Here is a 25761-nt window from a genome sequence, read left to right as displayed (position 1 = left end):
CCTGATTCGGAGTGGTGGTGGGTACTGGCGGAGCCTCGGCCGGGTGCCCGAGGAGCGGGAGGGTCAGCGCGAGCTCTTGGGGTCCAGGGCGTCGCGCAGACCGTCGCCGAGGAGGTTGAAGGCGAGCACGGTGACGAAGATCGCCATGCCCGGGACGACCATGAACATCGGGTCGACCTTGTAGTAGGCGACGGCGGAGCTGAGCATTCCGCCCCATGAGGCCTGCGGCGGCTGGATGCCCACGCCGAGGAAGCTCAGGGAGGCCTCGAAGAGGATGTTGGTCGGGATGAGCAGCGTGGAGTAGACGAGGATCGGCGCCATCAGGTTCGGCAGCAGCTCGCGGAAGACGATGAAGGGGCCGCGGGCTCCGAGGCTGCGGGCCGCGTCGACGAACTCACGCTCGCGCAGCGAGAGGGTCTGGCCGCGCACGATGCGTCCGATGTAGGGCCAGCTGAAGAAGCCGATCACGAAGATCAGCACGCTGATGTGCAGCGGCAGTCCTTCGAGGCCGAAGGCCCCGCCCTGGAGGGCGGCCGAGATGGAGATCGCGAAGAGCAGCAGCGGGAAGGCGAGGAAGGTGTCCATCATGCGGCTGATCACCGTGTCGGCCCAGCCTCCGTAGTACCCGGCGATGACGCCCAGCACGGAGCCGATGAACACCGAGACCACGGTCGATCCGAAGGCGACCAGCAGGGAGACCCAGGAGCCCTCCAGGATGCGGGTGGCGATGTCGCGGCCGAACTTCGGCTCCACGCCCAGCGGATGGTCCCAGCTGATGCCGCCAAAGGAGCCGATGGGGGTGGCCAGGGAGGGATCGATGAGGTCCTGGTGCAGGGCGTCCGGGTCCAGCCCGAACATCCACTGGATCGGCTGCGAGAGCGTGGCCAGGACCACCAGCAGCAGCACGACCAGGCCGCCGGCCATCGCCACCTTGTCGCGCTTGAGTCTGGTCCACGCGATCCGTCCGAGCGAACGTCCCTCGATCGCCTTGCGCGGAACCTCGGAGGTGGCCACGGCTGCGGGTTCGGCCGCGCTGGTGTCCTGCAGTGGTGCCGTCATCGTGGTGGGACCCCTCTCGGCCGACATCGGTCGGCCCATGCCCGCCGCTGCGGCGGCTTGGTTCAATCGGCGTCGCTGGTGGTGCGATTGACACGAAATGTGCCGGAAGTGCACGTGAAGGGCTGGTGTTTGCGAGATGGACCGGCCTTCGGTGGGGTGGAGTCTTCAACGCCCTCTCGAGCGCCCGCCAGACCCCCCGGGGATGTGATGCGCAACCGTGATCTACGCCTACACCTTCCGTTATCCGAACCCCGGGATCTATTGAGCGGTGAAACACCGCCCGTTCGGCACGGAACGGACATGCCGCCCAACTGCCTTTTCGGGCACGGATCTTGGGCGGAACCACCGGATACGCCGAAGGCCGCACCGATGGGGATCGGTGCGGCCTTCGAGAGGGATGCCCCCATGTCCGGACATCACGGAACGCGGATGCCGGGTGCGTACGCCGGGTCGCTGCGCGGGTCGGTAGGCAGGGTCGGTACGCCGGGTCAGTATGCCGGCGCCTGGCCCTCGCGGTCGTAGAAGGGGCGGGTCTGCGCGCGCAGCCACATGGCGACGGGGTCGTGCTCGTCCCCGAGTGCGACCGTGCACACCGGGACGCCCTCGGGGACCACCCCGACCGACTGCCGCATCATCTCCCGTACGGATTCCAGCGCGGGCGCGGAGGCGTCGTACAGGTCGAGCCCCACCGCGAGGTACGGGGAGCCGAGCGCGGGCTGCACCCACGCGCGGCGCAGCGACCGCACCGCCGGGGTGCGGTGCGCGTGCTGGGTCAGCAGCCCGTAGAACTGCGGGAGCTCGATCGCGGGCTCGGAGAGGCGCAGCGGGCCCGCCGGCATCCGGTCCAGGCCGGTGGCGATCCGGCGCAGGTCGGCCCAGGGCACGCCGAGGCCACCGCCCTGGGCGTGCGGGTTGAGCCACAGGCCCCAGCGGTCCGGGTACAGCGCGCGGGCGATGTCCCGCCCGGTGACCACCTCGTAGCCCCGGTTCCAGCCGCTGGCGGCCAGCTCCTGGGGGGAGGTGACGCAGGGCGCGTAGCCGAGGCTCTCGACCTCCATGCCGCCGTACTGGGCGTCCGGGGAGCCCGGCTGCCCCTGCCAGAGCAGCATCCACAGCCGGCCCTCGGCGAGGGCGTGCAGGAGTGACTCGTAACTCTCGTAGCGCCCGGGAGTCACCTGGCGCATCATGTGCTCGACCTGCCCGGCCGCGGCCGTGCCTGACGCACTCACCCGGAACCCCTCTTCGTCCGCCCGTCGCTCCACGCGTGTCCTCCGAACCGGCAGTCGCGCGTGCGGCCAGGAGATGTAACCAGCTTAAGCGGCCCTACGGCAGGTAGAAGGGGCGTACGCGCTCACGAATCCAGTCCGTGACCGGGTCCTGGACGGCGTCCAGCAGGATCAACTGCACGGGCCACGGCGGCGGGACGCGGGTCAGGGCCCGTCCGAGGGCCTCCATCGGCGCGCTCTGCATCTCGGGTTCCCATCCCACCAGGCGGACACCGACGAACAGCTGGGGCTCCCCGCCCTCGACGCTGGCGAGGCAGCGGTGCGCGGCGGCGACCACCCCGGTGGCCCGGAACTCCTCGGTGGCGGCGGCCAGGAAGTCCACCGGATCGTCCTGCCAGTCGGGCTCGAAGAGCCGGACCCGGCCGCCGGTGGCCGGCCCGTCGAGCGCGGTCCGGCCGCTGCGGCAGAGCTCCGCGACGGCGGGCGGCGGGAGCGGTACGCCGACGGCGCCCTCGGGGTTGAGGGCGATGCCGAGCTGCGGGGGCAGGCCGCGGGCGAACTCGACGGCGGGAGCCACCGTGAAGTCCATGCCGGGGCCGACGCAGGCGAGGAACTGGGCCTCGGAGCTGTAGACGGGGACGTACGCCGCCCCGCCGATGTCCATGGTGGGCAGGTCGAGGCCGGCCGCCGTGGGGCCACCACCGCCGGGCAGGGGCACCCACACCTGGCTGCGTCCGAGGACCTCCAGGATCCGCCCGCCGGCGTCCGGCTGCCCGAGCGCCGCCCCGAGCACCTGCTCCAGCTCATTCCCCGGCCAGCCGCTGCCCTGCATCTGCCCCTGCCTCTGTCTTGTTTCCCGCGCGTGTCGCCCCGCAGGGTACCGGGCCCGTGCGCGGCCGCGCCGCCGGGGTTCGGCCGGCGCCGAAAAGACCGGGGCTCCGCCCCGAACCCCGCGCCTCACACGCCGGCGCGGCTTGATTCGGTCCGGGCAGGGCCCGGCAGCGACGCCGCACCCGGCGGGTCATGCGGTGAAGGCGATCCGGGTCACCGTCGCGGCGGAGGCTCGGTCCAGCAGGGTCACCGAGGCGCAGCCCACGGGCGGCCGGCCGGCTTCGGCCTCGCGCAGCAGCCGGGTCACCGCGCCGCGGTGGCGGGCGAAGGCGTAGGCGGAGACGCGGCGGCCGCGCGCGGCCTGTCCGGAGAGGGCCTCCTCGGGGCTGCTGTCCAGCAGCAGCAGGTGCAGCGCCCGGCCCCGGCGGCGCGCGGCGGCCGCGAGCAGGCCGCGCACCCAGGACTGCGTACCGCAGTCGTGGACGACCACGGAGGCCCCGGAGCGCAGGATCCGCCACAGCCCCCAGTAGTGCGCGGCACGCACCAACGGTCGGTACACCGCGTACGGCAGCGGCGCGGGCATGCGGCGCTCCCAGCGCTCACGGGTGTCCTGGGAGTCCACGGCCCCGCCCTCGGCGGCTGCCCGCTTGATCAACGTGCTCTTGCCGCCGCCGGGCAGGCCGGACACCACGACGATGTCCCCGGCCGCGAAGCCGAGCGGGCTGGGGGCGCGCAGGGCCGGTCCGCGCAGGTCGCGTACGAGGCCCAGCCCGGTTCCGGCCGCCTTCTCGCGCCCGCGCGCCCCGCGCTGCGCCGGCACCGCCTCCACGGTTCCCGTCGTCGTCACCACTCCGAATCTCCGCACAGTGTTCGCCTCCCCCGAATCGGGTCACCAGGACCCTTGCCCACTGAGTGTAAAGAGACGGTAATCCGGCGGGCCTGGTTCCGGTCCGACTCTTCGGAGGGCCGTACGAACTTTCGGACCCCGCCGCCCGATCTCGGGCATGGCGTGCAATGATGTGCGCCATCTGGACCAACTGCATACCGGCCGCTTGAATCCGCGCGGGAGAGTCCCGGCACGCCGCAAGGCCGTGCGCGGGCGCCGAAGGAGCAAGAACCTCCCTTGAATCTCTCAGGCCCCGTACCGCGTGGATGAGGCAGATCTGAAAAGCGAGCTGCTGCGCAGCTCCACCCAAGGTGCAAGTCGATGAGAAGAACCGGCGATCGCGCGATCGGCGGAACTCTCGGCGAACCTCTCAGGTTCCGATGACAGATGGGGAGGAACGTCCTCGTCATGTCATGTCGATGCCCTGGGACCCGGGAGCCACACCCATGAGCACTGCCCCCCGCCTGACCGCCCTCGATGCGCTGCACCGCTCGCTCGGTGCGACCATGACCGACTTCGCGGGCTGGGACATGCCGCTGCGGTACGCCAGCGAGCGCGACGAGCACAACGCCGTACGCACCAAGGCCGGTCTCTTCGACCTGTCCCACATGGGCGAGATCACGCTGACCGGCCCGGAGGCCGTCAAGGCCCTCGACTACGCCCTGGTCGGCAACATCTCCACCGTCGGCGTCGGCCGCGCCCGCTACACGCACATCTGTCAGGAGGACGGCGGGATCGTCGACGACCTGATCGTCTACCGCCTCGGCGAGACCGAGTACATGGTCGTCGCCAACGCCTCCAACGCCCAGGTCGTCCTGGACGCCCTGACCGAGCGCGCCGCCGGCTTCGCCGCCGTGGTCCGCGACGACCGCGACGCGTACGCGCTGCTCGCCGTGCAGGGCCCGGAGTCCCCCGGCATCCTGGCTTCCCTGACCGACGCCGACCTGGACGGCCTGAAGTACTACGCCGGCCTGCCGGGCACCGTCGCGGGCGTGCCCGCGCTGATCGCGCGCACCGGCTACACGGGCGAGGACGGCTTCGAGCTGTTCGTCGCCCCCGAGCACGCCGTGGAGCTGTGGCAGGCGCTGACCAAGGCGGGCGAGGGCGTCGGCCTGGTGCCGGCCGGTCTGTCCTGCCGCGACACGCTGCGCCTGGAAGCGGGCATGCCGCTGTACGGGCACGAGCTGACCACCGCCCTCACGCCGTTCGACGCGGGCCTGGGCCGGGTCGTGAAGTTCGAGAAGGAGGGGGACTTCGTCGGCCGCGCCGCGCTGGAGGCCGCCGCCGAGCGCGCCGCCACCGCCCCGCCGCGCAAGCTGGTCGGTCTGATCGCCGAGGGCCGCCGCGTCCCGCGCGCCGGTTTCCCGGTCGTCGCCGACGGTCAGGTCATCGGCGAGGTCACCTCCGGCGCCCCGTCCCCGACGCTGGGCAAGCCGCTCGCGATGGCGTACGTGGACGCGGCGCACGCCGCGCCCGGAACGTCCGGCGTCGGCGTCGACATTCGCGGTACGCATGAGCCGTACGAGGTCGTGGCGCTGCCGTTCTACAAGCGGCAGAAGTAGCCCCACGCACCACGTCCGCCGTCCGGGAACCCGTACGGCGCCGTCTCAGTACCCAAGACCGCAGTTCGTATCCACTCCCCCGCATCCAGGAGAATCAGGTCATGAGCAACCCCCAGCAGCTGCGTTTCAGCAAGGAGCACGAGTGGCTGTCGGCCGCCGAGGACGGCGTCGCGACGGTCGGCATCACGGAGTTCGCGGCCAACGCGCTCGGTGACGTCGTCTACGCCCAGCTCCCCGAGGTCGGCGACACGGTGACCGCGGGCGAGACCTGTGGCGAGCTGGAGTCGACCAAGTCGGTCAGCGACCTGTACTCCCCCGTCACCGGCGAGGTCGTCGAGGCCAACCAGGACGTCGTGGACGACCCGGCGCTCGTCAACACCGCCCCGTTCGAGGGTGGCTGGCTGTTCAAGGTGCGCATCGCGGAGGAGCCGGCCGACCTGCTCTCCGCCGAGGAGTACGCCGCGCTCACCCACTCCGACAACTGACACCCCAGGGGATCCTGATGTCTGTTCTCAACACCCCGCTGCACGAGCTCGACCCGGACGTCGCCGCCGCCGTCGACGCCGAGCTCGTGCGCCAGCAGTCCACCCTGGAAATGATCGCGTCGGAGAACTTCGCTCCGGTCGCCGTCATGGAGGCCCAGGGCTCGGTCCTGACCAACAAGTACGCCGAGGGCTACCCGGGCCGCCGCTACTACGGTGGCTGCGAGCACGTCGACGTCGTCGAGCAGATCGCGATCGACCGCATCAAGGCGCTGTTCGGCGCCGAGGCCGCGAACGTCCAGCCGCACTCCGGGGCGCAGGCCAACGCCGCCGCGATGTTCGCGCTGCTGAAGCCGGGCGACACGATCATGGGCCTCAACCTGGCCCACGGCGGTCACCTGACCCACGGCATGAAGATCAACTTCTCCGGCAAGCTCTACAACGTGGTCCCGTACCACGTCGACGAGACCGGCGAGGTGGACATGGCCGAGGTCGAGCGCCTCGCCAAGGAGTCCAAGCCGCAGCTGATCGTCGCCGGCTGGTCCGCCTACCCGCGCCAGCTGGACTTCGCCGCCTTCCGCCGCATCGCGGACGAGGTCGGCGCGTACCTGATGGTCGACATGGCGCACTTCGCCGGCCTGGTCGCCGCGGGTCTGCACCCGAACCCGGTGCCGCACGCCCACGTCGTGACCACCACCACGCACAAGACCCTCGGCGGTCCGCGCGGCGGTGTCATCCTGTCGACGCAGGAGCTGGCCAAGAAGATCAACTCCGCGGTCTTCCCGGGCCAGCAGGGCGGCCCGCTGGAGCACGTGATCGCGGCCAAGGCGGTCTCCTTCAAGGTCGCGGCCTCGCCCGAGTTCAAGGAGCGCCAGGAGCGCACCCTGGAAGGTGCGAAGATCCTCGCCGCCCGCCTGGTCCAGGACGACGTCAAGGCCGTGGGCGTGGACGTCCTCACCGGTGGCACCGACGTGCACCTGGTCCTGGTCGACCTGCGCAACTCCGAGCTGGACGGTCAGCAGGCCGAGGACCGCCTCCACGAGGTCGGCATCACGGTCAACCGCAACGCCATCCCGAACGACCCGCGGCCGCCGATGGTCACCTCGGGCCTGCGGATCGGTACGCCGGCCCTGGCCACCCGCGGTTTCGACGCCGAGGCCTTCACCGAGGTCGCCGAGATCATCGCGCAGGCGCTGAAGCCCGCGTACGACAGCGAGGCCCTGAAGGCTCGCGTCTCCGCGCTCGCCGCGAAGTTCCCGCTGTACCCGACGCTCTAACCGGCGTCCGGCCAACGGCCACGGAAGGGCCCGGCCTTGTTCCCGCACAGGCCGGGCCCTTCTCATGACCGGGGCCCGGCGCCGCTCGGCCCGGTCGCGGCGGGCGCCCGCCCCCGCCCCCGCGCCTGCCGGCCCGCGCGCCGTACCGCACCGGCGCGCACCTCGCCAGGCGCTCCGCACCGCCCCGGTGGATCACCCGGGACCACGGGCCGACACCCGGCCGACCCGTCCACGTAATCCTTCCCACCTCGTCCGACAGCCGAGACGTTCACTTCGCCGCGTTAAGCTCGTCTGCCGGACAAAATCCGAATAATCCACTTCTCCTCTCCTGCCCCCTCCCACCCCACGAGCAGACAAGGGAGTCCGCCACCGTGGCCATCTCCGTCTTCGATCTCTTCTCCATCGGTATCGGTCCCTCCTCCTCCCACACGGTCGGTCCGATGCGGGCCGCGCGCATGTTCGTGACGCGGCTGAAGAAGGACGGCGTGCTGGCCCAGACCACGTCCGTCCGGGCCGAGCTCTTCGGATCCCTCGGCGCGACCGGCCACGGGCACGGCACCCCCAAGGCGGTGCTGCTCGGTCTGGAGGGCCACTCCCCCCGCACGGTGAACGTCGAGACCGCCGACGACGAGGTCGAGCGCATCCGCAAGAGCGGCCGGCTGCGGCTGCTGGGCGCGGAGATAGGCGATGTGCACGAGATCGCCTTCGACGAGCCGAACCAGCTGATCCTGCACCGCCGCCGCTCCCTGCCGTACCACGCGAACGGCATGACGCTCTTCGCGTACGACAGCGCCGGCACCCCGCTGCTGGAGAAGACCTACTACTCGGTCGGCGGCGGCTTCGTCGTGGACGAGGACGCGGTCGGCGAGGATCGGATCAAGCTCGACGACACGGTGCTGAAGTACCCCTTCCGCTCCGGCGACGAGATGCTGCGCCTCGCGAACGAGACCGGCCTGTCGATCTCCTCCCTGATGCTGGAGAACGAGAAGGCCTGGCGCACGGAGGAGGAGATCCGCGACGGCCTCCTGGAGATCTGGCGCGTCATGCAGTCCTGCGTCTCGCGCGGCATGTCCCGCGAGGGCATCCTCCCCGGCGGCCTGCGGGTCAAGCGCCGGGCCGCCGCCACGGCGCGCCAGCTGCGCACCGAGGGCGACCCGATGCTGCACCGCAGCGAGTGGGCGACGATCTACGCGATGGCGGTCAACGAGGAGAACGCGGCGGGCGGCCGGGTCGTGACCGCGCCGACCAACGGCGCCGCGGGCGTCCTGCCGGCCGTGCTGCACTACTACATGAACTTCGTGCCGGGCGCGGACGAGGACGGCGTGGTCCGCTTCCTCCTCGCCGCGGGCGCGATCGGCATGCTCTTCAAGGAGAACGCCTCGATCTCCGGCGCCGAGGTCGGCTGCCAGGGCGAGGTGGGCTCCGCCTGCTCGATGGCGGCCGGCGCCCTCGCCGAGGTCCTCGGCGGCACCCCGGAGCAGGTCGAGAACGCGGCCGAGATCGGCATGGAGCACAACCTCGGCCTGACCTGCGACCCGGTCGGCGGCCTGGTGCAGATCCCCTGCATCGAGCGCAACGGCATGGCGGCGGTCAAGGCCGTCACCGCGGCCCGGATGGCGATGCGCGGCGACGGCAGCCACAAGGTGTCCCTCGACAAGGTCATCAAGACCATGAAGGAGACCGGCGCCGACATGAAGGTGAAGTACAAGGAGACCGCCCGCGGCGGCCTCGCCGTCAACGTCATCGAGTGCTGACGCGCACCGCGTGACGCGAGAGGGGCCCGGCGCGTGCGCCGGGCCCCTCTCGCGTCCGCGATCCCGGGAACGGGAAGCGAGCGGAACCGCAACCGCGCCGTCCCCCGGGGCGTCCTAGGCAGTGCCACCGGTCCCCGTCTCTCGAGAATCGAGGGGACGTCATGATCCACGCCCGTCTCCGGCAGTTCACGGCCCTGGCAACCGGCGCCCTGCTCGCCGCCTGCCTCTCCTTCGCCGCACCTGCCTCGGCCGCCACCACCGTCGCCACTACTGCCCAGGCCCAGACCCCGCTCGTCGTCAACGCCCGCTGGGCCGGGCACCCCACGTACGACCGCATCGTCATCGACCTCCAGGGCTACGGCCCCGCGGTCACCGTCACCCCCGTCCCGCACCTCGTCTACGACGGGTCCGGCAAGCCCGTGCCGCTGCCCGGAAAGCACTTCCTGGAGATCCGCCTCCACCCCGCCGCCGCGCACGACGACGCGGGGCAGAGCGTCTACCACGGGCCCAAGCTGCAGAAGATCAACCTCAGCAAGCTCAAGGGCATCGCCCTGACCGGCGACTACGAGGGGTACGTGACCTTCGGCGCCGCCTTCGACACCCTGCCGTACTACCGCGCGTTCGCCCTGCACTCGCCGGAGCGGTTCGTCGTGGACATCGCGCACTGAACCGGCCCGTGTCACCTGCGCCAGAACAGGTGGTGCGTGACACCGCTCGGACTGGGCACGACATCGAGGTGGAACCGGTCGAGCAGCTCCTCGGGCGACTCCCAGAGCCTGACCCCGGATCCGAACTCCACCGGCGCGACGGCCACGTGCAGGGTGTCGACGAGGTCGGCGTCGAGGAACTCCCGGATGGTGGTGGCCCCGCCGCCGAGCCGGACGTCCTTGCCCCGCGCGGCTTCCCGCGCCCGGTCCAAGACCGTGGCCGGGTCGGCGTCGACGAAGTGGAAGGTGGTGTCGGAGAGCGTGAACGAAGGGCGCACGTGGTGGGTCATGACGAACACGGGCGTGTGGAACGGGGGCTCCTCACCCCACCAGCCGCGCCACTCCTGGTCGACCCAGGGCCCGCGCTGGGGACCGAACTTGTTGCGGCCCATGATCTCGGCCCCGATGTTGTGCGCGAAGTCCCGGGTGAGGTAGTCGTCGAGACCCCGGCTCCCTCCCGGGTCGGTGCGGTTGGGCCAGCTCGCGGTCGCTCCGGCCCAGGCGAACAGTTCGCCCGGATCCGCGTCGCCGAACGGCCGCGCGAGACTCTGGTGCTCACCGGCACCGAATCCGTCGCGCGACACGCTGAAGTTCTGGACCCTCAGCAGTTGCTCCATGGGCTTCCTCCGGTCTGGTCGTCCACCATGAGACCGCCCCGGCGCGGAGAACTCATCGGTGCTCGGGGTTGGGGAAGTCGAAGCGGCAGCCCGCGTCCCACTGCGAGCGCTGGTTCCCGTACGGCGGGATGCCTCCCGAGCGCTTGAGCAGGGCGGCCAGGTGCATGAGGTTCCAGGACATGAAGGCGGTGTTGCGGTTGGTGAAGTCGTTCTCGGGGCCGCCCGAGCCGGGGTCCAGGTAGGAGGGTCCGGGCCCGGCCTCGCCGATCCAGCCCGCGTCGGCCTGCGGCGGAATCGCGTAACCGAGGTGCTGGAGGCTGTAGAGGACGTTCATGGCACAGTGCTTGACGCCGTCTTCGTTGCCGGTGATCAGCGCGCCGCCGACCCGCCCGTAGTAGGCGTACTGGCCCCGCTCGTTCAGCAGCGAGGAGCAGGCGTAGAGCCGCTCGATGACCTGCTTCATCACGGAGCTGTTGTCGCCGAGCCAGATGGGGCCGCACAGGACGAGGATGTCGGCGTCCATGATCTGGCTGTAGAGGACCGGCCACTGGTCGCTCTCCCAGCCGTGCTCGGTCATGTCGGGCCAGACCCCGGTCGCGATGTCGTGGTCGACGGCGCGGATGAGGGAGGTGCGGGTGCCGGTCCCTTCCATGACCCTGCGGCTCCTGTCGATCAGGCCCTCGGTGTTGCTGGTCTCGGGTGAGCGTTTGAGCGTGCAGTTCACGTAGAGGGCGGTCAGGTCCGAGTAGTCGTATGCGGCAGCCACACCCCCAGCCTCGCCACGTCACCCGGGCGCCGCCAGCGGGCCGCGCCCGTCCGGGGACGGCCCCGCGGACGCGGCCGTACGCAGGAGGCGTCGGGGCCGGCGCCGGCGCAAACCTAGGATGGCGCCATGTCGCTGCCGCACGCCATCCTCACCGCCCTGCTGGAGAAGCCCTCGTCCGGGCTGGAGCTGACCCGGCGGTTCGACAAGTCGATCGGGTACTTCTGGTCGGCGACGCACCAGCAGATCTACCGCGAGCTGGGGCGGCTTGAGGAGTCCGGGCTGATCCGGGAGCTGCCGAGCGAGGTGCCGGTGCGCGGGCAGAAGAAGGAGTACGAGGTGCTGCCCGCCGGCGGCGCGGAGCTGGCCCGATGGGTCGGCGAGAGCCAGGACCCCAAGCCGATGCGCGACCCGCTGCTGCTGCGGATCCGCGCGGCGGGTGTCGTGGGGCCGCAGGGGCTCGGTCCCGAGCTGCGGCGCCATCTGGAGCTGCACCGACGTCAGCTCGCACAGTACGAGGCCATCGAGGAGAAGGACTTCCCGCCGGAGCGGGACGCCGTGGAGGACCGGCTGCGGCGGCTCGTGCTGCACGGCGGGATCGCCCTGGAGACGTTCTGGCTGCACTGGCTGGAGGAGGCCCTGGGCGAGGTCGAGGACATGTCCGGACCGGGGGCCTGACGCGCGGGGCCCGGTGCCCGTGGCCCGGCGCAGAACGCACGCTGCCGCCCCGCTCCGGAGGTCCGGGGCAGGGCGGCAGCGGAGGGACTACTTGTTCAGGGAGGCCCAGAACTCGTCGAAGCTCAGCAGGCCGTCGCCGTTCGCGTCCTTGGCGGCGATCACGGCGTCCGCGACGGGGCCGGTGACGAACGGGTCGCCCATGGCCGCCATGGCCGCCTTGAACTCGTCGGCCGTGACGAAGCCGTCACCGTTCACGTCGAACTTGCCGAACGTCGTCCGTGCGCTCTCGATGTCCGCCACTGGGTCCACTCCTTCTTGATGCCTTGTTGACCGGCTCAGGGTAGCGGCCTGCCCGGTCCGCCCCCGCCCCGGGTCCCGTTCGAGCGGCAGAAACCATTTCAATTACCGACCCGTAATACGGAATCGATAATTCCGACCAAACAAACGAAGATTCCACTTGCCACACTCCGGCACCCCGGCATAACGTACTGACATTGCCGCCACACCAGGAGCGCAGGGCTCCCAGGGACACGTGGCAACAAGGGCGATCAATCAGATGACGATCACGGCTGACGCATCATTCGAAGTTCTGCCCTTCACCCGCACCTGCCGACACATCTGGGAAGACGGCGACCATGTGCTCATCGGCGTGAGCCCCGGAAACAGCTATTTCAGCGCCGACCGCATCGCCGGCCTGGCCCGCTGGGCCACGACCCGGTTCGCACAGGTCGACTTCGTCTACGCGGACCTCCACGTGGACCGGATGTTCGCCGCCTTCGGTCACACCCGGGAGCACGCGGAGAAGCGCGCGGCGAAAGAGATCAAGGCGGTCCGGCGGCGGATCCTCAAGGGCGTGACGGAATCAGGCCCGCCAGAGGCGGAGATACGCGTCCGGGCACTGTCCGAATTCCAGTCGAACCCCGTCTACCAACTACTGCACCGACGCGTCCTGCATTTCCTGGAGACCGACGAAGAATTCCGCAAGGGCTGTGAGGAAATGGTCCTGCATTTCGTCGGATCAAAATTGCCGGAAGGCGTATCGGTCACGGACGAGCAGTTGCGGGTCTGTTTCGATTACATGGCGGCCGAGCTGCCGTTCTTCGTGGACACCCCGAGCATTCTCGACGTGCCGTCCTCGGTGGCGGCCTACCACGTCAGGATGCCGCTGACCGATGTCCTCTTCGCCCGCGGCGGGGGTCTGCGCGCGACCCGCAACCAGGCGTACGCCGTCGTACGGCCCGAGGCCACCGCACCCGGGAACGCCGCGGACCACGCACCGCCCGAAAGGACCGTCGATGGGCGTCGAGCAGCTTGAGGGGCCGGGGACCGGGCAGCGGCCGCTCCTGGACTTCCCGCTCTCCCGGCGCGGTGACGTGCTCCCGCAGGAGTGCGCCTGGCTGCGCGAGAAGGCGCCGGTCGCCCGGGTGGGACTCCGGGACCTGCTGCGGGCCCGGGCCGGCGAGCTCCTCGACGCGCTCGTGGCGGAGGGCGGCCCGGCCGACCTCCGGGCGGGCTTCGCCGACCCCTTCTCGGCGGCGCTGCACTGCCAGGTGCTGGGGGTGCCGTTCGAAGACCGGCGCCGGTTGATGTCGGGCCTGGACGTCGCGTTCATGACCGCGCGCGAACCGTTCGCCGACTCCGCCCTCAACTGGTACAAGGACGTGGGCTACTTCGCCGACCGGCTGCACGACCAGCTCGCCCTGGCCCCCGAGGAGCGTACGGGGCTCCTCGGGAGGTTCGCCGGGCTGAAGGAGGCGGATCCGGAGTCGGCGCACCTGACCGACGAGATGTTCGCGACGGTCGCCGTTTCCCTCTTCGGCGCGGGCGCGGTCTCCACCTCCGCGTTCCTCACGCTCGCGGTGCTCGCGCTGCTCCAACGGCCCGAGCTGATCGGGTACCTGCGCCGGCACCCGGAGCGCATGGCCGGGGCGGTGGAGGAACTGCTGCGCTGGAACCTGTCCGTCGGGGACGGCCTGCCGTGCATCGCCCTGGAGGTGCTGGTCGAGCGGCTGCCCGGACTGCGGCTCGCGGTGCCCTCCGAGAACCTCGTCTGGCGCACGGGTTTCATCAAGCGGCTTCCGGAGCGCCTTCCGGTCGCTTGGTAGTCCGTCGTCCGGCGACCGGACCGCGGTGTCCCGGGAGCTGTGCGAGCTTCCGGGGCACCGCCCCGGCGTTTCTAGCGACCTAGCGGAAGATGCCGGTGTGGCCGAGCGAGTAGCGGCCGGGCTGCGGGTACACGGCGAGTCCGTGCGGTCCGCCGCCCACCGGGATCCGGGCGAGCTGCTGGCCGGTCTGCGTGTCGAGCGCGTAGACCTCGGAGTTGTAACGGCCCGACAGCCACAGCACCTTGCCGTCGGCGGAGACCCCGCCCATGTCGGGGCTGCCGCCGTCCGGCAGCGTCCACTTCTTGGTGAGCTTGTTCTCGGGGAAGTTGAAGACCGAGATGGTGCCCTCGCCCCGGTTGGAGACGTACATCTCCTTGGAGTCGCGGCTCACGTAGAGGCCGTGGCAGCCCTTCCCGGTGGGCAGCAGTTTGGGGGTCTCGAACGTGTCCCCGCCGAGCACCCACATGCCGTGCGCCATCATGTCGGCGACGTAGAAGGTCTTCCCGTCCGGGGAGACCTTGACGTCCTGCGGCATCGCGCCCTCGAACGGCAGTTTCTGCTGGCCGACGACCTCCATGCGCTCGGTGTCGACCTTGAGGAGTTCGCCGGAGAACTCGCAGCTCACGATGAAGTAGCGGCCGTCGGCGGAGAAGTCCGCGTGGTTGACCCCGTAGCAGGTCACGGGCACCGTCTTGACCCGGTCCATCGTGTGCGGGTCGCGGAAGACCAGCTCCTTGTCCATCGAGGCCATGACGATGGCGTACTTGCCGTTCGGCGTGAAGTACAGGTTGTACGGGTCGTGCACCTCCACGGGCTTTCCGGCCTCGCCGGTGGCCGGGTTGATCGGGGTGAGGGTGTGACCGCGGTTGTTGTTGACCCACAGGGTCTTCAGGTCCCAGGAGGGGACCACGTGTTGGGGCTGGACCCCGACCGGGATGGTGTCGATGACCCGGTAGGTCGTCGGGTCGATGACGGACACCGTGTTGGAGTTGGTGTTCGGCACGTAGACGCGGGGCGGGAAGTCCTTGACCACGGGGGAGAGCTTGTTCGGCCGGTTCGCCGCGTAGACGTCGTTCGGATCGAGCACGGGCGGCATGCCGGGCAGACCGGGCGGGACGGCCGGCGCGGCCTTGACGGGCTTGGCCGGGCCCTTGGTGCCGAGCGCCTCGGCGGGTTCCTTGCCGGCCGATCCGCAGCCGGCAAGGGCGGCGAGGACCAGACCTGCCAGCAGCGCGCCGGCAGTCCGGGGAAGGCGGGTGGTCGTCATGGGGTCAGCAGCTCCGTGGTGGTCACCGCGCGCAGGTTGCGGCGCGCGAGTTCTTCGAGGAGGGGAGGCATCGCGTCGACCGTGTCCGCGTAGCCGAAGTGCAGGCTCACCACCGATCCGGGCCGGATCGTCCCGGTGACGGTGCGGATGACGGCCGCGGCACCGGGCGAGGTGAAGTCGAGGGAGTCCACGTCGTACGAAAGGACGTGCGGGTAGCCCGCCCGCTGGGCCAGTTCCTGGACGAGGGGGGTCGCGTACTGGGTTTGGGAGGGCCGGAACCAGGTGCCGATGGAACCGGTGAGCCGCTTGAGCCGCTGGGCGCAGCCGGTGATCTCGGCGTAGGCCTGCGCCTCGGGCATGTCGTTGATCGCGAGGTGGCGCTGGGTGTGGTTGCCGAGCTCGTGACCGCCGTCGAGGATGCGCCGGGCCAGCTCCGGGTGCGCGTCGAGCCAGGATCCGATGGCCAGTACGGTGACCCGCGCGCCCCCCTTCTCGGCCGCGGCCAGCACCGCCCGGGCGAGGGCGGGGTCCCCGTTGCCGTGGAAGGTGAGGGCGACCCGGGGGCGGTCGCGCGGACCGTGGCCGATCTCGACGGGCTGCCCGGCGAACCGGCGCGGGGCGGCGGCCGGAGCCGCCTGCGCCGGGCGGGCCGACCGGGCCGGACCCGGCGGCGGGCCGGAGGGCGCGGTGGCCGGCCGACCCGGCCCGCAGGCGGCGGTGAGGCCAGCCGCGGCGGCGCCGGCCGACCCGAGAGCGGCCGCGCGCAGGGCCACGCGCAGGGCCGCGCGGCGGCCTGGTTGTGAGAGCACCTGCCCATTTAAGGGGCGGATGACCCGGAACGTAATGATTGACCCAATTCAGGACGGTCGTCAAAAGGGGCCAACCGGGTGGCCGGGTCGCTACGTGATCAACGATTCACACAGAGCAGTCGATACTTATTCATGGATTGCGAGGTGAGTGGCCGACCTCACCTAGGATTTAGCTAGAAACTCTTGCGATTTGCACACTTATGTCCAAGTAGGGACTTTTGGCGTTCAGGCCCTCGTCTGCCATAGTCGGAACCATGACTTCCCATTGACCCGAGCGAAGTCTGCACGCCGAGGATCACACCCCCTCAGATCCTCGGCGCACCCATGAAGCCCCCACACCGCCCCACACGGCGCACGGGGGCTTCAGGCGCTCTGGGGGCTTCAGGCGTTCCGGGGGGCGGGCGCTCCGGGAGGGTCAGGGGTTCTGCCGGTCGGCGACCCGCATCTCGAACCAGGTGATCTTCCCGCGCGGCAGCAAGTCCGCGCCCCACCGGTCGGACAGCTTGTCGACGAGGAAGAGGCCCCGGCCGGTGGTGTCCAGCTCGTGGACCGGCATCAGGCAGGGCAGTCCGCGCGAGGGGTCGCGCACCTCCACCCGGATCCAACCGCGGCGCCGCAGCATGCGTAAACCGAAGGAGCGGGCCCCGGTGTGCCGGACCGCATTGCCGACGAGCTCCGAGACCAGCAGGACGGCGTGCTCGGCGATCTGCGGCGAGAGGCCCCAGAGGCGGACCACCACGCACTGGGTGAGCCGGCGCGCGGTGCTCGCCGACTCGGGCATGGACGGCAGTGTCACTTCGGCTTCGGCCGGATTTCCATACAACTCCAGCCCCTTGAGGCCCTGTTCGTCCTCAACGGCCGCCGTGAGCCGTACCGCCGAAGCGCTGCCGCGTTGCCGCGGCTGTTCCACACCCTCCAGGCCCGCCATGCACCCATCATGGACGGCCGACCCTCCCTCCCGGGCCGTTCCACACGAAAACACCCCCCGGATTCAACAACTCCAAGGGGGTGTTCCGTCATATGCGAGAGGCAATCGGAGGGCCGCCGCGCGCACCTTGACCTGCAATGACACGTCACACGAAAGTGACCACGGCGAGTGGATCACTCACTCGCCTTAAGGCTGGCTTAAGGCCTGGCTAATCCACCCACAGGGAGGACCGGGGTCCCCGGCCGAGCTCCCGGCTCAGACGAACTTCGCCTTGCCCGGGCCCTCTTCGACGAAACTGCGCATCCCGCGCTCGCGGTCCTCGGTGGCGAACAGGCCCGCGAACCAATTGCGTTCGATGGTGAGACCGGTGTCGATGTCGGCCTCCAGACCCGCGTCCACACACTCCTTGGCGGCGCGCAGCGCGATCGCCGGACCCTGCGCCAGCTTGGCGGCCCAGGCGTGCGCCTGCTCGTACACCTCGGCGGCGGGCACCACCCGGTCGACCAGGCCGAGGGTCAGCGCCTCGTCGGCCTTGACCATGCGCCCGGTGAAGATCAGGTCCTTGGCCTTGGACGGACCGATCAGCCGGGAGAGCCGCTGGGTGCCGCCCGCGCCCGGGATCAGGCCGAGCAGGATCTCGGGCTGGCCGAGCTTGGCGTTGTCGGCGGCGATCCGGTAGTCGGCGCACAGGGCGAGTTCGCACCCGCCGCCCAGCGCGTAGCCGGTGATGGCCGCGACGACGGGCTTGGGGATCCGGGCGACGGCGGTGAAGGCGTCCTGGAGCGCGCGGGACCGGGCGACCATCGCCGCGTGGTCCATCGTCTGCATCTCCTTGATGTCCGCGCCCGCCGCGAACACCTTCTCGCCGCCGTAGATGATGACCGCGCGGACGTCCGCCCGGTCGGTCGCCTCCACCGCGAGCTCGCGCAGCCGGTCCTGGGTGGCGATGTCCAGGGCGTTCATGGGCGGCCGGTCCAGGCGGATGGTGCCGACGCCTTCGGAGACTTCGAGAGAGAGGGTCATACGGGCCAGGTTAGCGCCGGTTAACGCGGAGTGGCCCGGTGCTGTGGGTCACAGCACCGGGCCACTCCGACCGCGCGGGCGGCGTACTTACTTGATCCACTCCGCCCACGGCATGTTCCAGCCGTTGAGGCCGTTGTCCGGGGCGATCTGCTTGTCCTTCGAGTTCTTCACGACGACCACGTCGCCGATCAGCGACTCGTTGAAGAACCAGGCCGCGGGTGCGTTGGGGTCGCCGCCGCCGCGCTGGTCGCGCAGGCCCACGCAGCCGTGGCTGACGTTCGACGAGCCGAAGGTGCCGGAGGAGGCCCAGTAGTTGCCGTGCACGAAGGTGCCCGACTGCGACAGGCGCATGGCGTGCGGGACGTCGGCGATGTCGTACTCGCCGCCGAAGCCGACGGTCGCGCCGTTCATCCGGGTCACCTCGTACTTCTCGCTGATGACCATCTGACCGTTGTACGTGGTGGTCGACGGGGCGCCCGCGGTGATCGGGACGTTCTTGAGCACCTGGCCGTCACGGACGACCTCCATTTGCTTGGTGCTCGCGTCGACCGTGGAGACCTGGGAGCGGCCGATGGTGAAGGTGACCGTACGGGTCTGCTTGCCGTAGACGCCGGGGCGGCCTTCGACCCCGTCGAGGGCGAGCTTCACGGTGACCTTGGTGCCCGCGGCCCAGTAGTTCTCGGGACGGAAGTCGAGGCGGTCGTTGCCGAACCAGTGGCCCTCGATCTGGACGGCCGGCTCGGCCGTGACCGTGATGGCCTTCTCGACGGCCTCGGGGTTGGTGATTCCCCGGGTGAAGTTGATCGAGACCGGCATCCCCACGCCGACGGTGGCGCCGTCCTCGGGCGTGTAGTGGCCCACGAAGGTGTTGGTCGGGGTCAGGGTGGTGAAGGTGGTGTCCTTGGCGGACTCCCGGCCGGCCTCGTCCTTGGCGACCGCGTGCACCTTGTATTCGGTGGCGGAGGCCAGGTGGCGGGCCGGCTCCCAGGAGGCGCCGTCGTCGGCGATCTTGCCCTCGACCGCGTTGCCCTTGGTGTCCGCCACGGCCACCGTGCTGAGCTTGCCGCCCGTGCTCGATATCTTCAGGACGCCGCTCGTGGCGACCTCCTTGGCCCCGTCGTCGGGCTTGACGCTGACGACCGCCTTGGATGCCTCGGTACCGGTCTTGGCGCCGCCCCCGGCGTTGTCGCCACCGCTGCCGCCGCTGTTGCTGCCGCCACCGCCACCGCACGCGGTGGTGAACAGCAGGGCCGCCCCCAGCAACAGGGCCGGCAGGCCGGTGCGGGCGCGGCCGAGTATCGGCTGCACGTTCACTCGTGTTCTCCCCATGTCCCCCGCGCGCGGACTGTCGCGCGCTTGTTGACAGGTAATCACACGGAGGGATCACGATGAGCCACGGTCTTGTCACCGTTCCGTCCCAACTGCCCGGAGAAGTACTGCGGCGGCCGCCCCGGTGGGCCGGGACGCGGTAGGTGATCAGGCCAATCCCGAGGGGGCGGCCGCCGAGGGGTCAGGCCCGGGGGCCCTTGGAGTGCTTGGAGTGCTTCGGGTTCTTCGGGTTCTTCGGGGGCTTCGGGTTCTTGGAGTGCTGGGGGTGCTTGCCCTTGCCGTGGTCACCCTTCGCGTACTTCGGCGGCTGGGGGTGCTTGCCCTTCCCGTGGTCACCCTTCGCATGCTTCGGCGGCTGGGGGTGCTTGCCCTTGCCGTGGTCGACCGGCTTGTTCCGCAGCGTCACCACGATGCGCTGTTTCGGGGTGCCGATGTCGAGGCGCAGCGGGCCGGTGACCCGGTCGGCGGGCAGGACGTAGCCCGCGGGGACCGCCGTCTCGACCAGGTAGTACCAGCCCTCGGGGAGCGGGCCGAAGGTGCAGACTCCGGTCCGGTCGGTGGTGCAGCCGGGGGCGACCCTGCGGTCGGCGTTGCTGCCGCGCGTCTGCAGGCCCGGGGTGTTGTTGGTCTCCTGCCACAGTTCGAAGACCGCGCCGCGCAGCGGTCGCTCGGTCCTGGCGTCCTGCTTCACGACCCGGATCGAGCCCTCGTACTCCTCGCTCACCGGGGTGTTCGCGACGTCGACGACGATGCCGTCCGCCGCGTCACCCCGGTCCAGGTCGAACCGGGTGGCCGGGTCGGCCGGGGTCGCGTACCCGGTGGGGGCGGCGGTCTCCCGCCAGTAGTAGGTGTGCCCGATCGGCAGCTCCACCGTGCAGGTGCCCCGGGTGTCCGTCGTGCAGGCCCCGTCGAGACGGGTGTCGCCGCCCGCCGGGTCCGTCTGGAGGCCGGTGGAGCCGTTGCTCTCCCGCCAGAGGTCGAACCGCGCGCCCGCCAGCGGGCGGCCGGTGGCCCGGTCGGTCTTGCGCAGCACCACCCGGGCGGTGTCCGGCGGCTCGGGGGTGCGCTCGTTGTCCGCCTCGTACCGGACCCCGGCCGCGGCGTTCTCGGCGGTGAGGGTCAGCTCGTGGACGGTGTCGTCCAGGTCGTAGCCGAGCGGCGCCCGTGTCTCGCGCCAGTAGTACGTACCGGGCTCGGTGGTCCGCTCGCAGATGCCGCTCGCCGGCGTGACGCACTCGGCGACCAGGGTGTCGGCCCGCGGCGCGGTGTCCTGCAACCCGTCGGTCCCGTTCGTCTCGCGCCACAGTTCGAAGTGCGCCCCCTCCAGGGCCGCGCCCGTCCCCGCGTCCCGCTTGAGCACCGAGACCGTGCCGGTCACCGGCCCCGGGCCGCCGCACTCGGGCAGGTCGCCGTTGAAGGGGTAGGCGTGGAACTCCTGACCGCCGCCCCCGGTCGTGCTGCTGCCGTGGGTGACGGAGCCGGTGGTGAAGAAGCGCCCGTTGATGCCGGGCAGGGTGACGGTGGTCTCCGAGGACTGCTGCCCCATGAGGAAGCTGCCCTGGAACTGGCCGCCGCCGGTCAGGTTCACGGTCGTGGCGTCGGGGAAGTTCCACAGCAGCCGGTCGCGGTAGGCGTTGAGGGGGTCGGTGTCCTGGATGCCGCCGCTGTACGTGCTGATCGTGCGGGTGGTGCCCAGGACGTTCACCAGCACGGTGGCCGTGGCCGGGATGCGGGTGAAGCGGACGCCCTGCTGGCCGCCCCCGTTGCCGACGAGGTTCGCGTCGACGTTGAAGACCTGGAGCGCGGAGGAGCCGTCGCCGGTGAAGAGCGTCTCGTAGCCGTTGTTGACGGCCGTCCCGGTGGCCGGGCGGGGCTGCCCGTCGACCCGCGCGTAGCACTGGCTGGCGGCGCTGAGCCGGTCGCGCAGCTCCGCGTACGGGGTGGCGGCGGGGTCGCGGACGGGGCGGCCCGTCACCGTGCCCTCGACGGATCCGGCGTACCGAACGACGCCGCCGTCGGCGAGCAGGCGTTCGCCCGACGCGACGGTGACCGATCCGCCGGTGGTGAGGAAGTCCGCGCCGACGGGCGGGGGCACCCTCGATCCGGCGCCGACGATGCCCACGTTGTAGCGGCTGTCCCCGCCCGCCTGCTTGTCCTGGTCGAAGTCGCCGAGGACGACGAGGCGGCCCTCGGCCTCGGAGGCCCGGCCCCGGACGCGGAAGTCACCCCCGGCGAAGATGGTGATGCCGTTGTCGCGGCCCTGCGGGACGCCGTCGGTGCCGATGGCCGGGTACGGGTCGGGGCAGTCTCCCGGGACGCAGGGCCCCAGCCCCCCGGGGAGCGGAGCTCTGACGACCGCCGTCGGGCGGTCGCCGCCGGGACCCTCCGCGAAGGCCGCGGGCGCGGCGGAGGCCAGTACGGCCCCGATCGCGAGCCCGAGGGTCCAGTTCCTTGCTGACATGACGCTCCGTCCGTTGCCTGCTGCCCTCATGTGCCCTGACAGGCTGGGGGCGGGCTTCGGCGGGGCGCGGCGGGGACACTCTCCGCTACGGCATTTCGATCATAGTGATCACTCTCCCGGGCGGGCGGGCGCCCGAGGCCAGGCGGTGGCAGGTCAGGGCGCTGGCGGGCCGGGCGATGGCGGGTCAGGCGATGGCGGAGCCGGCGACCCAGTCCGCCCAGGACATGTTCCAGCCGCCCAGCCCGTTGTCCGGGGCGACCGTCTTGTCCTGCGAGTTCACGACCTCCACCACGTCCCCGATGAGGGTCCGGTCGAAGAACCAGCCGGCCGGGGTGTCGGAGCCGCCGCCCTTGTCGTCGCGCAGGCCCACGCAGCCGTGGCTCACGTTGGTGGTGCCGAAGGTGTCGGGGCTGGACCAGTAGTTGCCGTGCAGGAAGGTTCCGGAGGAGGTGAGCCGCATGGCGTGCGGGACGTCGGGGATGTCGTACTCGCCGCCGAAGCCGACGGTCTGGCCGTTCATGCGGGTGACGTCGAACATCTCCATCACCACCATCTTGCCGTTGTAGGTGGTGGTCTTGGGCGCCCCGGCGCTGATCGGGACGGTCGACACCAGCTGCCCGCCCCGCCGGACCTCCATGGTGTGCGCGGCCGCGTCCACGGTGGAGATCTGGGAGCGGCCCACGGTGAAGCTGATGGTCTTGTCCTGGATGCCGTACGCGCCGGGCGCGCCCTCGATGTCGCGCAGGTCCATCTTCACGGTGACCTTGGTGCCGGGCTTCCAGTACTCCTTGGGCCGGAAGTCGAGCCGCTCCCGCCCGAACCAGTGGCCGACGACCTGCACGCCCGGATCCGACGTGACGGAAATGGCCCGCTCCACTTCGGCGCGGCGCTCGATCGCCTGACTGAACCGGAAGGAGACGATCATCCCGGTGCCGACGGTCGAGCGGTTCTCGGGCTTGAAGTAGCCGATGAACCGCTCCTCGGGAACGTAGGTGGTGAAGGTGGTGTGGCGGGCCTGACGGCGGTCGTGTCCGTCGAGGGCGACGGCGTCCACGGTGTACTTGGCCGCGAGAGCGAGCCGTCCGAACTCGGGGTCGGGGCTCCAGCTGAGCCCGTCGTCGGCGATGGCGCCGGGGACCTGTTCCTGCTGCGCGTCCTCCACCTTGGTGACGACGACCCGCTCCAGGCGGCCCTCGGGCACGGTGACCGACAGCCTTCCGTCCGCGGGGACCCCCTTCGCGTTGTCGTCGGGGGTGATGCGGATGGCCTCGTCCGGCGAGCGGGGTTTGCCGGGCAGCTGGATCTCGACGGGGGCCTTGCCGTCCTGGGTGCATCCGGCCAGCCCGCCCAGCAGGCCCGCCCATGCCGCCACGGCGGCCAAGCCCGCCCCTGCCCGCCTCGTCAGAAGTGTCACGATCCCTCCAACGACCGGGCGCTGCGGGGGAAACGTGAGCGCGGGCCACGTTCCGGGCAGAACTGTCCGGGCAGAACAGTGTGAAGGACCAGACGGGGGCGGGCCCAGGCCGGGACGCCGGGGCCGCACTCTCCCCTACCCCCGCCGGTACCCAGGAGCCGTGGAGGCGGGCAGTGTCGAGCGCAGCCGAGCAGGAGGCGGTGGAAGCCGTCAGCAATGCCGCGGAAGCGGTGCGGAGCGGCCGGGCCGTGCCCGTACCGCAGATCGACGGCCGAGTGAAGGAGCGGCCGAACGGCCAGGTCAGGGGCCAGGTGTTACGGGTGCACGCGCGCCCGGGGGCACCGGTGTGGCCGGGGTCCTCGCATCCGCTGGGGGCCCGGTTCCATCACGGTCCGGACGGGACGGCGGGCACCAATTTCGCCCTGTGGGCGCAGGGCGCGGAGGCGGTGGAGGTGTGTCTGTTCGACGAGGCCGGCGCCGAGACCCGCTGCACCCTGACGGAGCACACGCACGAGATCTGGCACGGGTTCGTGCCGGGCGTACGCCCGGGGCAGCGGTACGGATTTCGGGTGCACGGCCGCTGGGATCCTTGGACGGGCGCCCGCTACAACCCGGCGAAGCTGCTCCTGGACCCGTACGCGCGGGCCGTGGACGGGGACTTCACGCTGCCCCCGGAGGTGTACGCGCACGTCCGGGACTGGCCGCAGCAGTACATCGCGGACACCGTGCGCGACGACCGGGACTCGGCGCCGTTCGTCCCCAAGGGCGTGGTCGTCCACGACGACGACGACTGGGCGGACGACGTCCGGCCGAAGACGCCGTGGGCCGATTCGGTGATCTACGAGCTGCACGTGCGCGGCTTCACGATGCGCCATCCGGGTATTCCCGAGGAGCTGCGCGGAACCTACGCGGGCCTGGCCCACCCGGCGGCGATCGAGCACCTGACGAGGTTGGGCGTGACGGCGGTCGAGCTGCTGCCGGTGCACCAGTTCGCGCACGAGGACCACCTGCTGCGCCGGGGGCTGCGCAACTACTGGGGCTACAACTCGATCGGCTACTTCGCCCCGCACGCGGCGTACTCGGCGAGCGGGACGGCCGGGCAGCAGGTCGGGGAGTTCAAGCGGATGGTCCGGGCCCTGCACGCGGCCGGGATCGAGGTCATCCTCGACGTGGTCTACAACCACACGGCGGAGGCGGGCGAGCTGGGCCCGACGCTGTCACTGCGCGGGATCGACAACCGGGGCTACTACCGCCTCCAGTCCGACCAGCGGCGCTACGCCGACTACACGGGCTGCGGGAACACCCTGCACGCGGGGCGCCCGCACGTGCTGCGGCTGATCACCGACTCGCTGCGCTACTGGGTCACCGAGATGGGGGTGGACGGCTTCCGCTTCGACCTGGCGGCGGCGCTGGCCCGGTCGATGCACGACGTGGACATGCTGTCGCCGTTCCTCGCGGTGATCGCCCAGGACCCGGTGCTGCGGCGGGTGAAACTCATCGCCGAGCCGTGGGACGTGGGCTCGGGCGGTTACCAGGTGGGGGCGTTCCCCCCGCTGTGGACGGAGTGGAACGACCGTTACCGCGACGCCGTACGGGACTTCTGGCGGGGCGCGCTGCCCGACGTACGGGACCTCGGCTACCGACTGTCGGGCTCCAGCGACCTGTACGCGTGGGGCGGGCGGCGGCCGTACGCGTCGGTGAACTTCGTGACCGCGCACGACGGTTTCACCTTGCGCGACCTGGTGAGTTACGAGCGCAAGCACAACGAGGCGAACGGGGAGGCGAACCGGGACGGGACCCATGACAACCGGTCCTGGAACTGCGGGGCGGAGGGCGAGAGCGACGATCCCCGGATCGGCGTGCTGCGCCGCCGCCAGCTGCGCAACCTGCTCACCACGCTGCTCCTGTCCACGGGCGTGCCGATGCTGGTGGCCGGGGACGAGTTCGGGCGGACGCAGCACGGCAACAACAACGCGTACTGCCAGGACAACGAGACGGGCTGGGTGGACTGGTCGCTGCTGGAGGATCCGGCCTGGCAGTCGCTCTTCGCCCTGGCCTCCCGGCTGATCGGGCTGCGCCACGCCCATCCGGTGCTGCGGCGGCGGGCGTTCTTCTCCGGGCGTTCGCAGGGCGCGGACGGGCTGCGGGACCTGGCCTGGTTCACCCCGGCGGGTGCGGAGATGACGGAGCGGGACTGGTACGCGCCGGCCGCCGCGCTGGGGATGTACCTGTCGGGGCGGGACATCCCGGGCCGTGACGAGCGGGGCCGGCAGGTGACGGACGACAGCTTCCTCGCGCTGTTGCACACCGGGGACCGGCCGGTGGCGTGGGCCTTGCCGGGGGCGCCCTGGGCGGAGTCGTACGAGGTGGTCCTGGACACCTCCCTGGAGGCCCAGGCCGACCCGCCCCGGACCCGGCACCGCGGCGGGCAGACCCTGACGGTCCCGGCGCGGTCGGTGCTGCTGCTGAAGGTGGTGGGCTGAGCGGCGGCCCGGACCGGTCCGTGACTCTGGTTCCGGACGTACCCGACATCCGGAACCAGCCTCCTCGTTCGTACTGCGATGATGTGTTCGACATCGTCTC

General features: G+C 71.0%; 23 protein-coding genes and 1 riboswitch. Of the genes, 9 read left to right on the top strand and 14 right to left on the bottom strand.

Features of this window, described 5'->3' with window-relative positions:
- Positions 1-63: 63 nt before the first annotated feature.
- The 4 genes from OG594_RS30470 to OG594_RS30455 all read right to left on the bottom strand — a co-directional run bounded on the left by OG594_RS30470 (position 64) and on the right by OG594_RS30455 (position 3936).
- The gene (locus OG594_RS30470) at positions 64-1059 is read right to left on the bottom strand and encodes an ABC transporter permease (RefSeq protein WP_266605170.1); all 996 of its coding nucleotides are present in this window, start codon (positions 1057-1059) and stop codon (positions 64-66) included.
- A 488-nt stretch (positions 1060-1547) separates the two neighbouring features.
- On the bottom strand, positions 1548-2288 hold the full coding sequence (locus OG594_RS30465) for an enhanced serine sensitivity protein SseB C-terminal domain-containing protein (protein WP_202199624.1): 741 nt from the start codon (positions 2286-2288) through the stop codon (positions 1548-1550).
- Between the two features lie 94 nt (positions 2289-2382).
- Positions 2383-3117 (bottom strand): enhanced serine sensitivity protein SseB, encoded by a 735-nt coding sequence (locus tag OG594_RS30460; protein WP_266605167.1) that lies wholly within the window; start codon positions 3115-3117, stop codon positions 2383-2385.
- 189 nt (positions 3118-3306) lie between these two features.
- A complete protein-coding gene (locus OG594_RS30455; protein WP_266606639.1) occupies positions 3307-3936 on the bottom strand; it encodes an AAA family ATPase in 630 nt (209 codons plus the stop codon).
- 233 nt (positions 3937-4169) lie between these two features.
- Positions 4170-4273, top strand: a riboswitch (glycine riboswitch).
- Between the two features lie 175 nt (positions 4274-4448).
- Here OG594_RS30455 and gcvT point away from each other — a divergent pair.
- From gcvT to OG594_RS30430, 5 genes are all read left to right on the top strand, one after another.
- Complete coding sequence (gene gcvT / locus OG594_RS30450; RefSeq protein ID WP_266605165.1) at positions 4449-5564, top strand: glycine cleavage system aminomethyltransferase GcvT; 1116 nt, start codon at positions 4449-4451, stop codon at positions 5562-5564.
- Positions 5565-5665: 101 nt separating this feature from the next.
- Positions 5666-6049 (top strand): glycine cleavage system protein GcvH, encoded by a 384-nt coding sequence (gene gcvH, locus OG594_RS30445; protein WP_266605163.1) that lies wholly within the window; start codon positions 5666-5668, stop codon positions 6047-6049.
- A 17-nt stretch (positions 6050-6066) separates the two neighbouring features.
- On the top strand, positions 6067-7323 hold the full coding sequence (gene glyA, locus OG594_RS30440) for a serine hydroxymethyltransferase (RefSeq protein WP_030763890.1): 1257 nt from the start codon (positions 6067-6069) through the stop codon (positions 7321-7323).
- Positions 7324-7694: 371 nt separating this feature from the next.
- Positions 7695-9077: an L-serine ammonia-lyase gene (locus OG594_RS30435; RefSeq protein WP_266605156.1), complete on the top strand. Its 1383-nt coding sequence runs from the start codon at positions 7695-7697 to the stop codon at positions 9075-9077.
- Positions 9078-9238: 161 nt separating this feature from the next.
- Entirely contained in the window at positions 9239-9745 is a 507-nt protein-coding gene (locus tag OG594_RS30430) for a hypothetical protein (RefSeq protein ID WP_266605154.1), read from the top strand.
- Positions 9746-9756: 11 nt separating this feature from the next.
- On the opposite strand, the gene OG594_RS30425 is transcribed toward OG594_RS30430, so the two are convergent.
- Both OG594_RS30425 and OG594_RS30420 read right to left on the bottom strand, forming a co-directional pair.
- Complete coding sequence (locus OG594_RS30425; protein ID WP_266605152.1) at positions 9757-10401, bottom strand: dihydrofolate reductase family protein; 645 nt, start codon at positions 10399-10401, stop codon at positions 9757-9759.
- A 52-nt stretch (positions 10402-10453) separates the two neighbouring features.
- Positions 10454-11167 carry a flavodoxin family protein gene (locus tag OG594_RS30420; RefSeq protein ID WP_266605150.1) on the bottom strand — a complete coding sequence of 238 codons (714 nt, stop codon included), beginning with the start codon at positions 11165-11167 and terminating at the stop codon, positions 10454-10456.
- A gap of 126 nt (positions 11168-11293) precedes the next feature.
- Between OG594_RS30420 and OG594_RS30415 the strand changes: the two genes are divergently transcribed.
- A complete protein-coding gene (locus OG594_RS30415; RefSeq protein WP_266605148.1) occupies positions 11294-11842 on the top strand; it encodes a PadR family transcriptional regulator in 549 nt (182 codons plus the stop codon).
- 87 nt (positions 11843-11929) lie between these two features.
- Here the strand turns inward: OG594_RS30415 and OG594_RS30410 are convergent, their stop codons facing one another.
- Positions 11930-12142 (bottom strand): EF-hand domain-containing protein, encoded by a 213-nt coding sequence (locus OG594_RS30410; RefSeq protein ID WP_150259513.1) that lies wholly within the window; start codon positions 12140-12142, stop codon positions 11930-11932.
- A 256-nt stretch (positions 12143-12398) separates the two neighbouring features.
- Here OG594_RS30410 and OG594_RS30405 point away from each other — a divergent pair, with 256 nt between their 5' ends.
- On the top strand, positions 12399-13157 hold the full coding sequence (locus OG594_RS30405; RefSeq protein ID WP_266605144.1) for a tRNA-dependent cyclodipeptide synthase: 759 nt from the start codon (positions 12399-12401) through the stop codon (positions 13155-13157).
- Positions 13138-13947 carry a hypothetical protein gene (locus tag OG594_RS30400; RefSeq protein ID WP_266605141.1) on the top strand — a complete coding sequence of 270 codons (810 nt, stop codon included), beginning with the start codon at positions 13138-13140 and terminating at the stop codon, positions 13945-13947. The genes OG594_RS30405 and OG594_RS30400 overlap by 20 nt, the downstream gene beginning before the upstream one ends.
- Before the next feature lie 79 nt (positions 13948-14026).
- On the opposite strand, the gene OG594_RS30395 is transcribed toward OG594_RS30400, so the two are convergent.
- The 7 genes from OG594_RS30395 to OG594_RS30365 form a co-directional block, all read right to left on the bottom strand.
- On the bottom strand, positions 14027-15214 hold the full coding sequence (locus tag OG594_RS30395) for a YncE family protein (protein WP_266605140.1): 1188 nt from the start codon (positions 15212-15214) through the stop codon (positions 14027-14029).
- A complete protein-coding gene (locus tag OG594_RS30390; RefSeq protein WP_266605138.1) occupies positions 15211-16023 on the bottom strand; it encodes a polysaccharide deacetylase family protein in 813 nt (270 codons plus the stop codon). The genes OG594_RS30395 and OG594_RS30390 overlap by 4 nt, the downstream gene beginning before the upstream one ends.
- A gap of 415 nt (positions 16024-16438) precedes the next feature.
- A complete protein-coding gene (locus OG594_RS30385; protein ID WP_266605136.1) occupies positions 16439-16951 on the bottom strand; it encodes an ATP-binding protein in 513 nt (170 codons plus the stop codon).
- Positions 16952-17206: 255 nt separating this feature from the next.
- Entirely contained in the window at positions 17207-17974 is a 768-nt protein-coding gene (locus OG594_RS30380; RefSeq protein ID WP_030009108.1) for an enoyl-CoA hydratase/isomerase family protein, read from the bottom strand.
- An 87-nt stretch (positions 17975-18061) separates the two neighbouring features.
- Entirely contained in the window at positions 18062-19282 is a 1221-nt protein-coding gene (locus OG594_RS30375) for an Ig-like domain-containing protein (RefSeq protein ID WP_266606638.1), read from the bottom strand.
- Positions 19283-19484: 202 nt separating this feature from the next.
- Entirely contained in the window at positions 19485-21764 is a 2280-nt protein-coding gene (locus OG594_RS30370) for a choice-of-anchor A family protein (protein ID WP_266605133.1), read from the bottom strand.
- A 184-nt stretch (positions 21765-21948) separates the two neighbouring features.
- Entirely contained in the window at positions 21949-23169 is a 1221-nt protein-coding gene (locus OG594_RS30365) for an Ig-like domain-containing protein (protein WP_266606637.1), read from the bottom strand.
- A gap of 182 nt (positions 23170-23351) precedes the next feature.
- On the opposite strand from OG594_RS30365, the gene glgX reads away from it, so the two are divergent.
- Entirely contained in the window at positions 23352-25661 is a 2310-nt protein-coding gene (gene glgX / locus OG594_RS30360) for a glycogen debranching protein GlgX (protein ID WP_266605131.1), read from the top strand.
- Positions 25662-25761: the final 100 nt, after the last annotated feature.

This window comes from Streptomyces sp. NBC_01214 (assembly GCF_026340975.1).
Lineage (GTDB): Bacteria > Actinomycetota > Actinomycetes > Streptomycetales > Streptomycetaceae > Streptomyces.
This window is presented reverse-complemented; position numbering and strand designations above follow the sequence as displayed.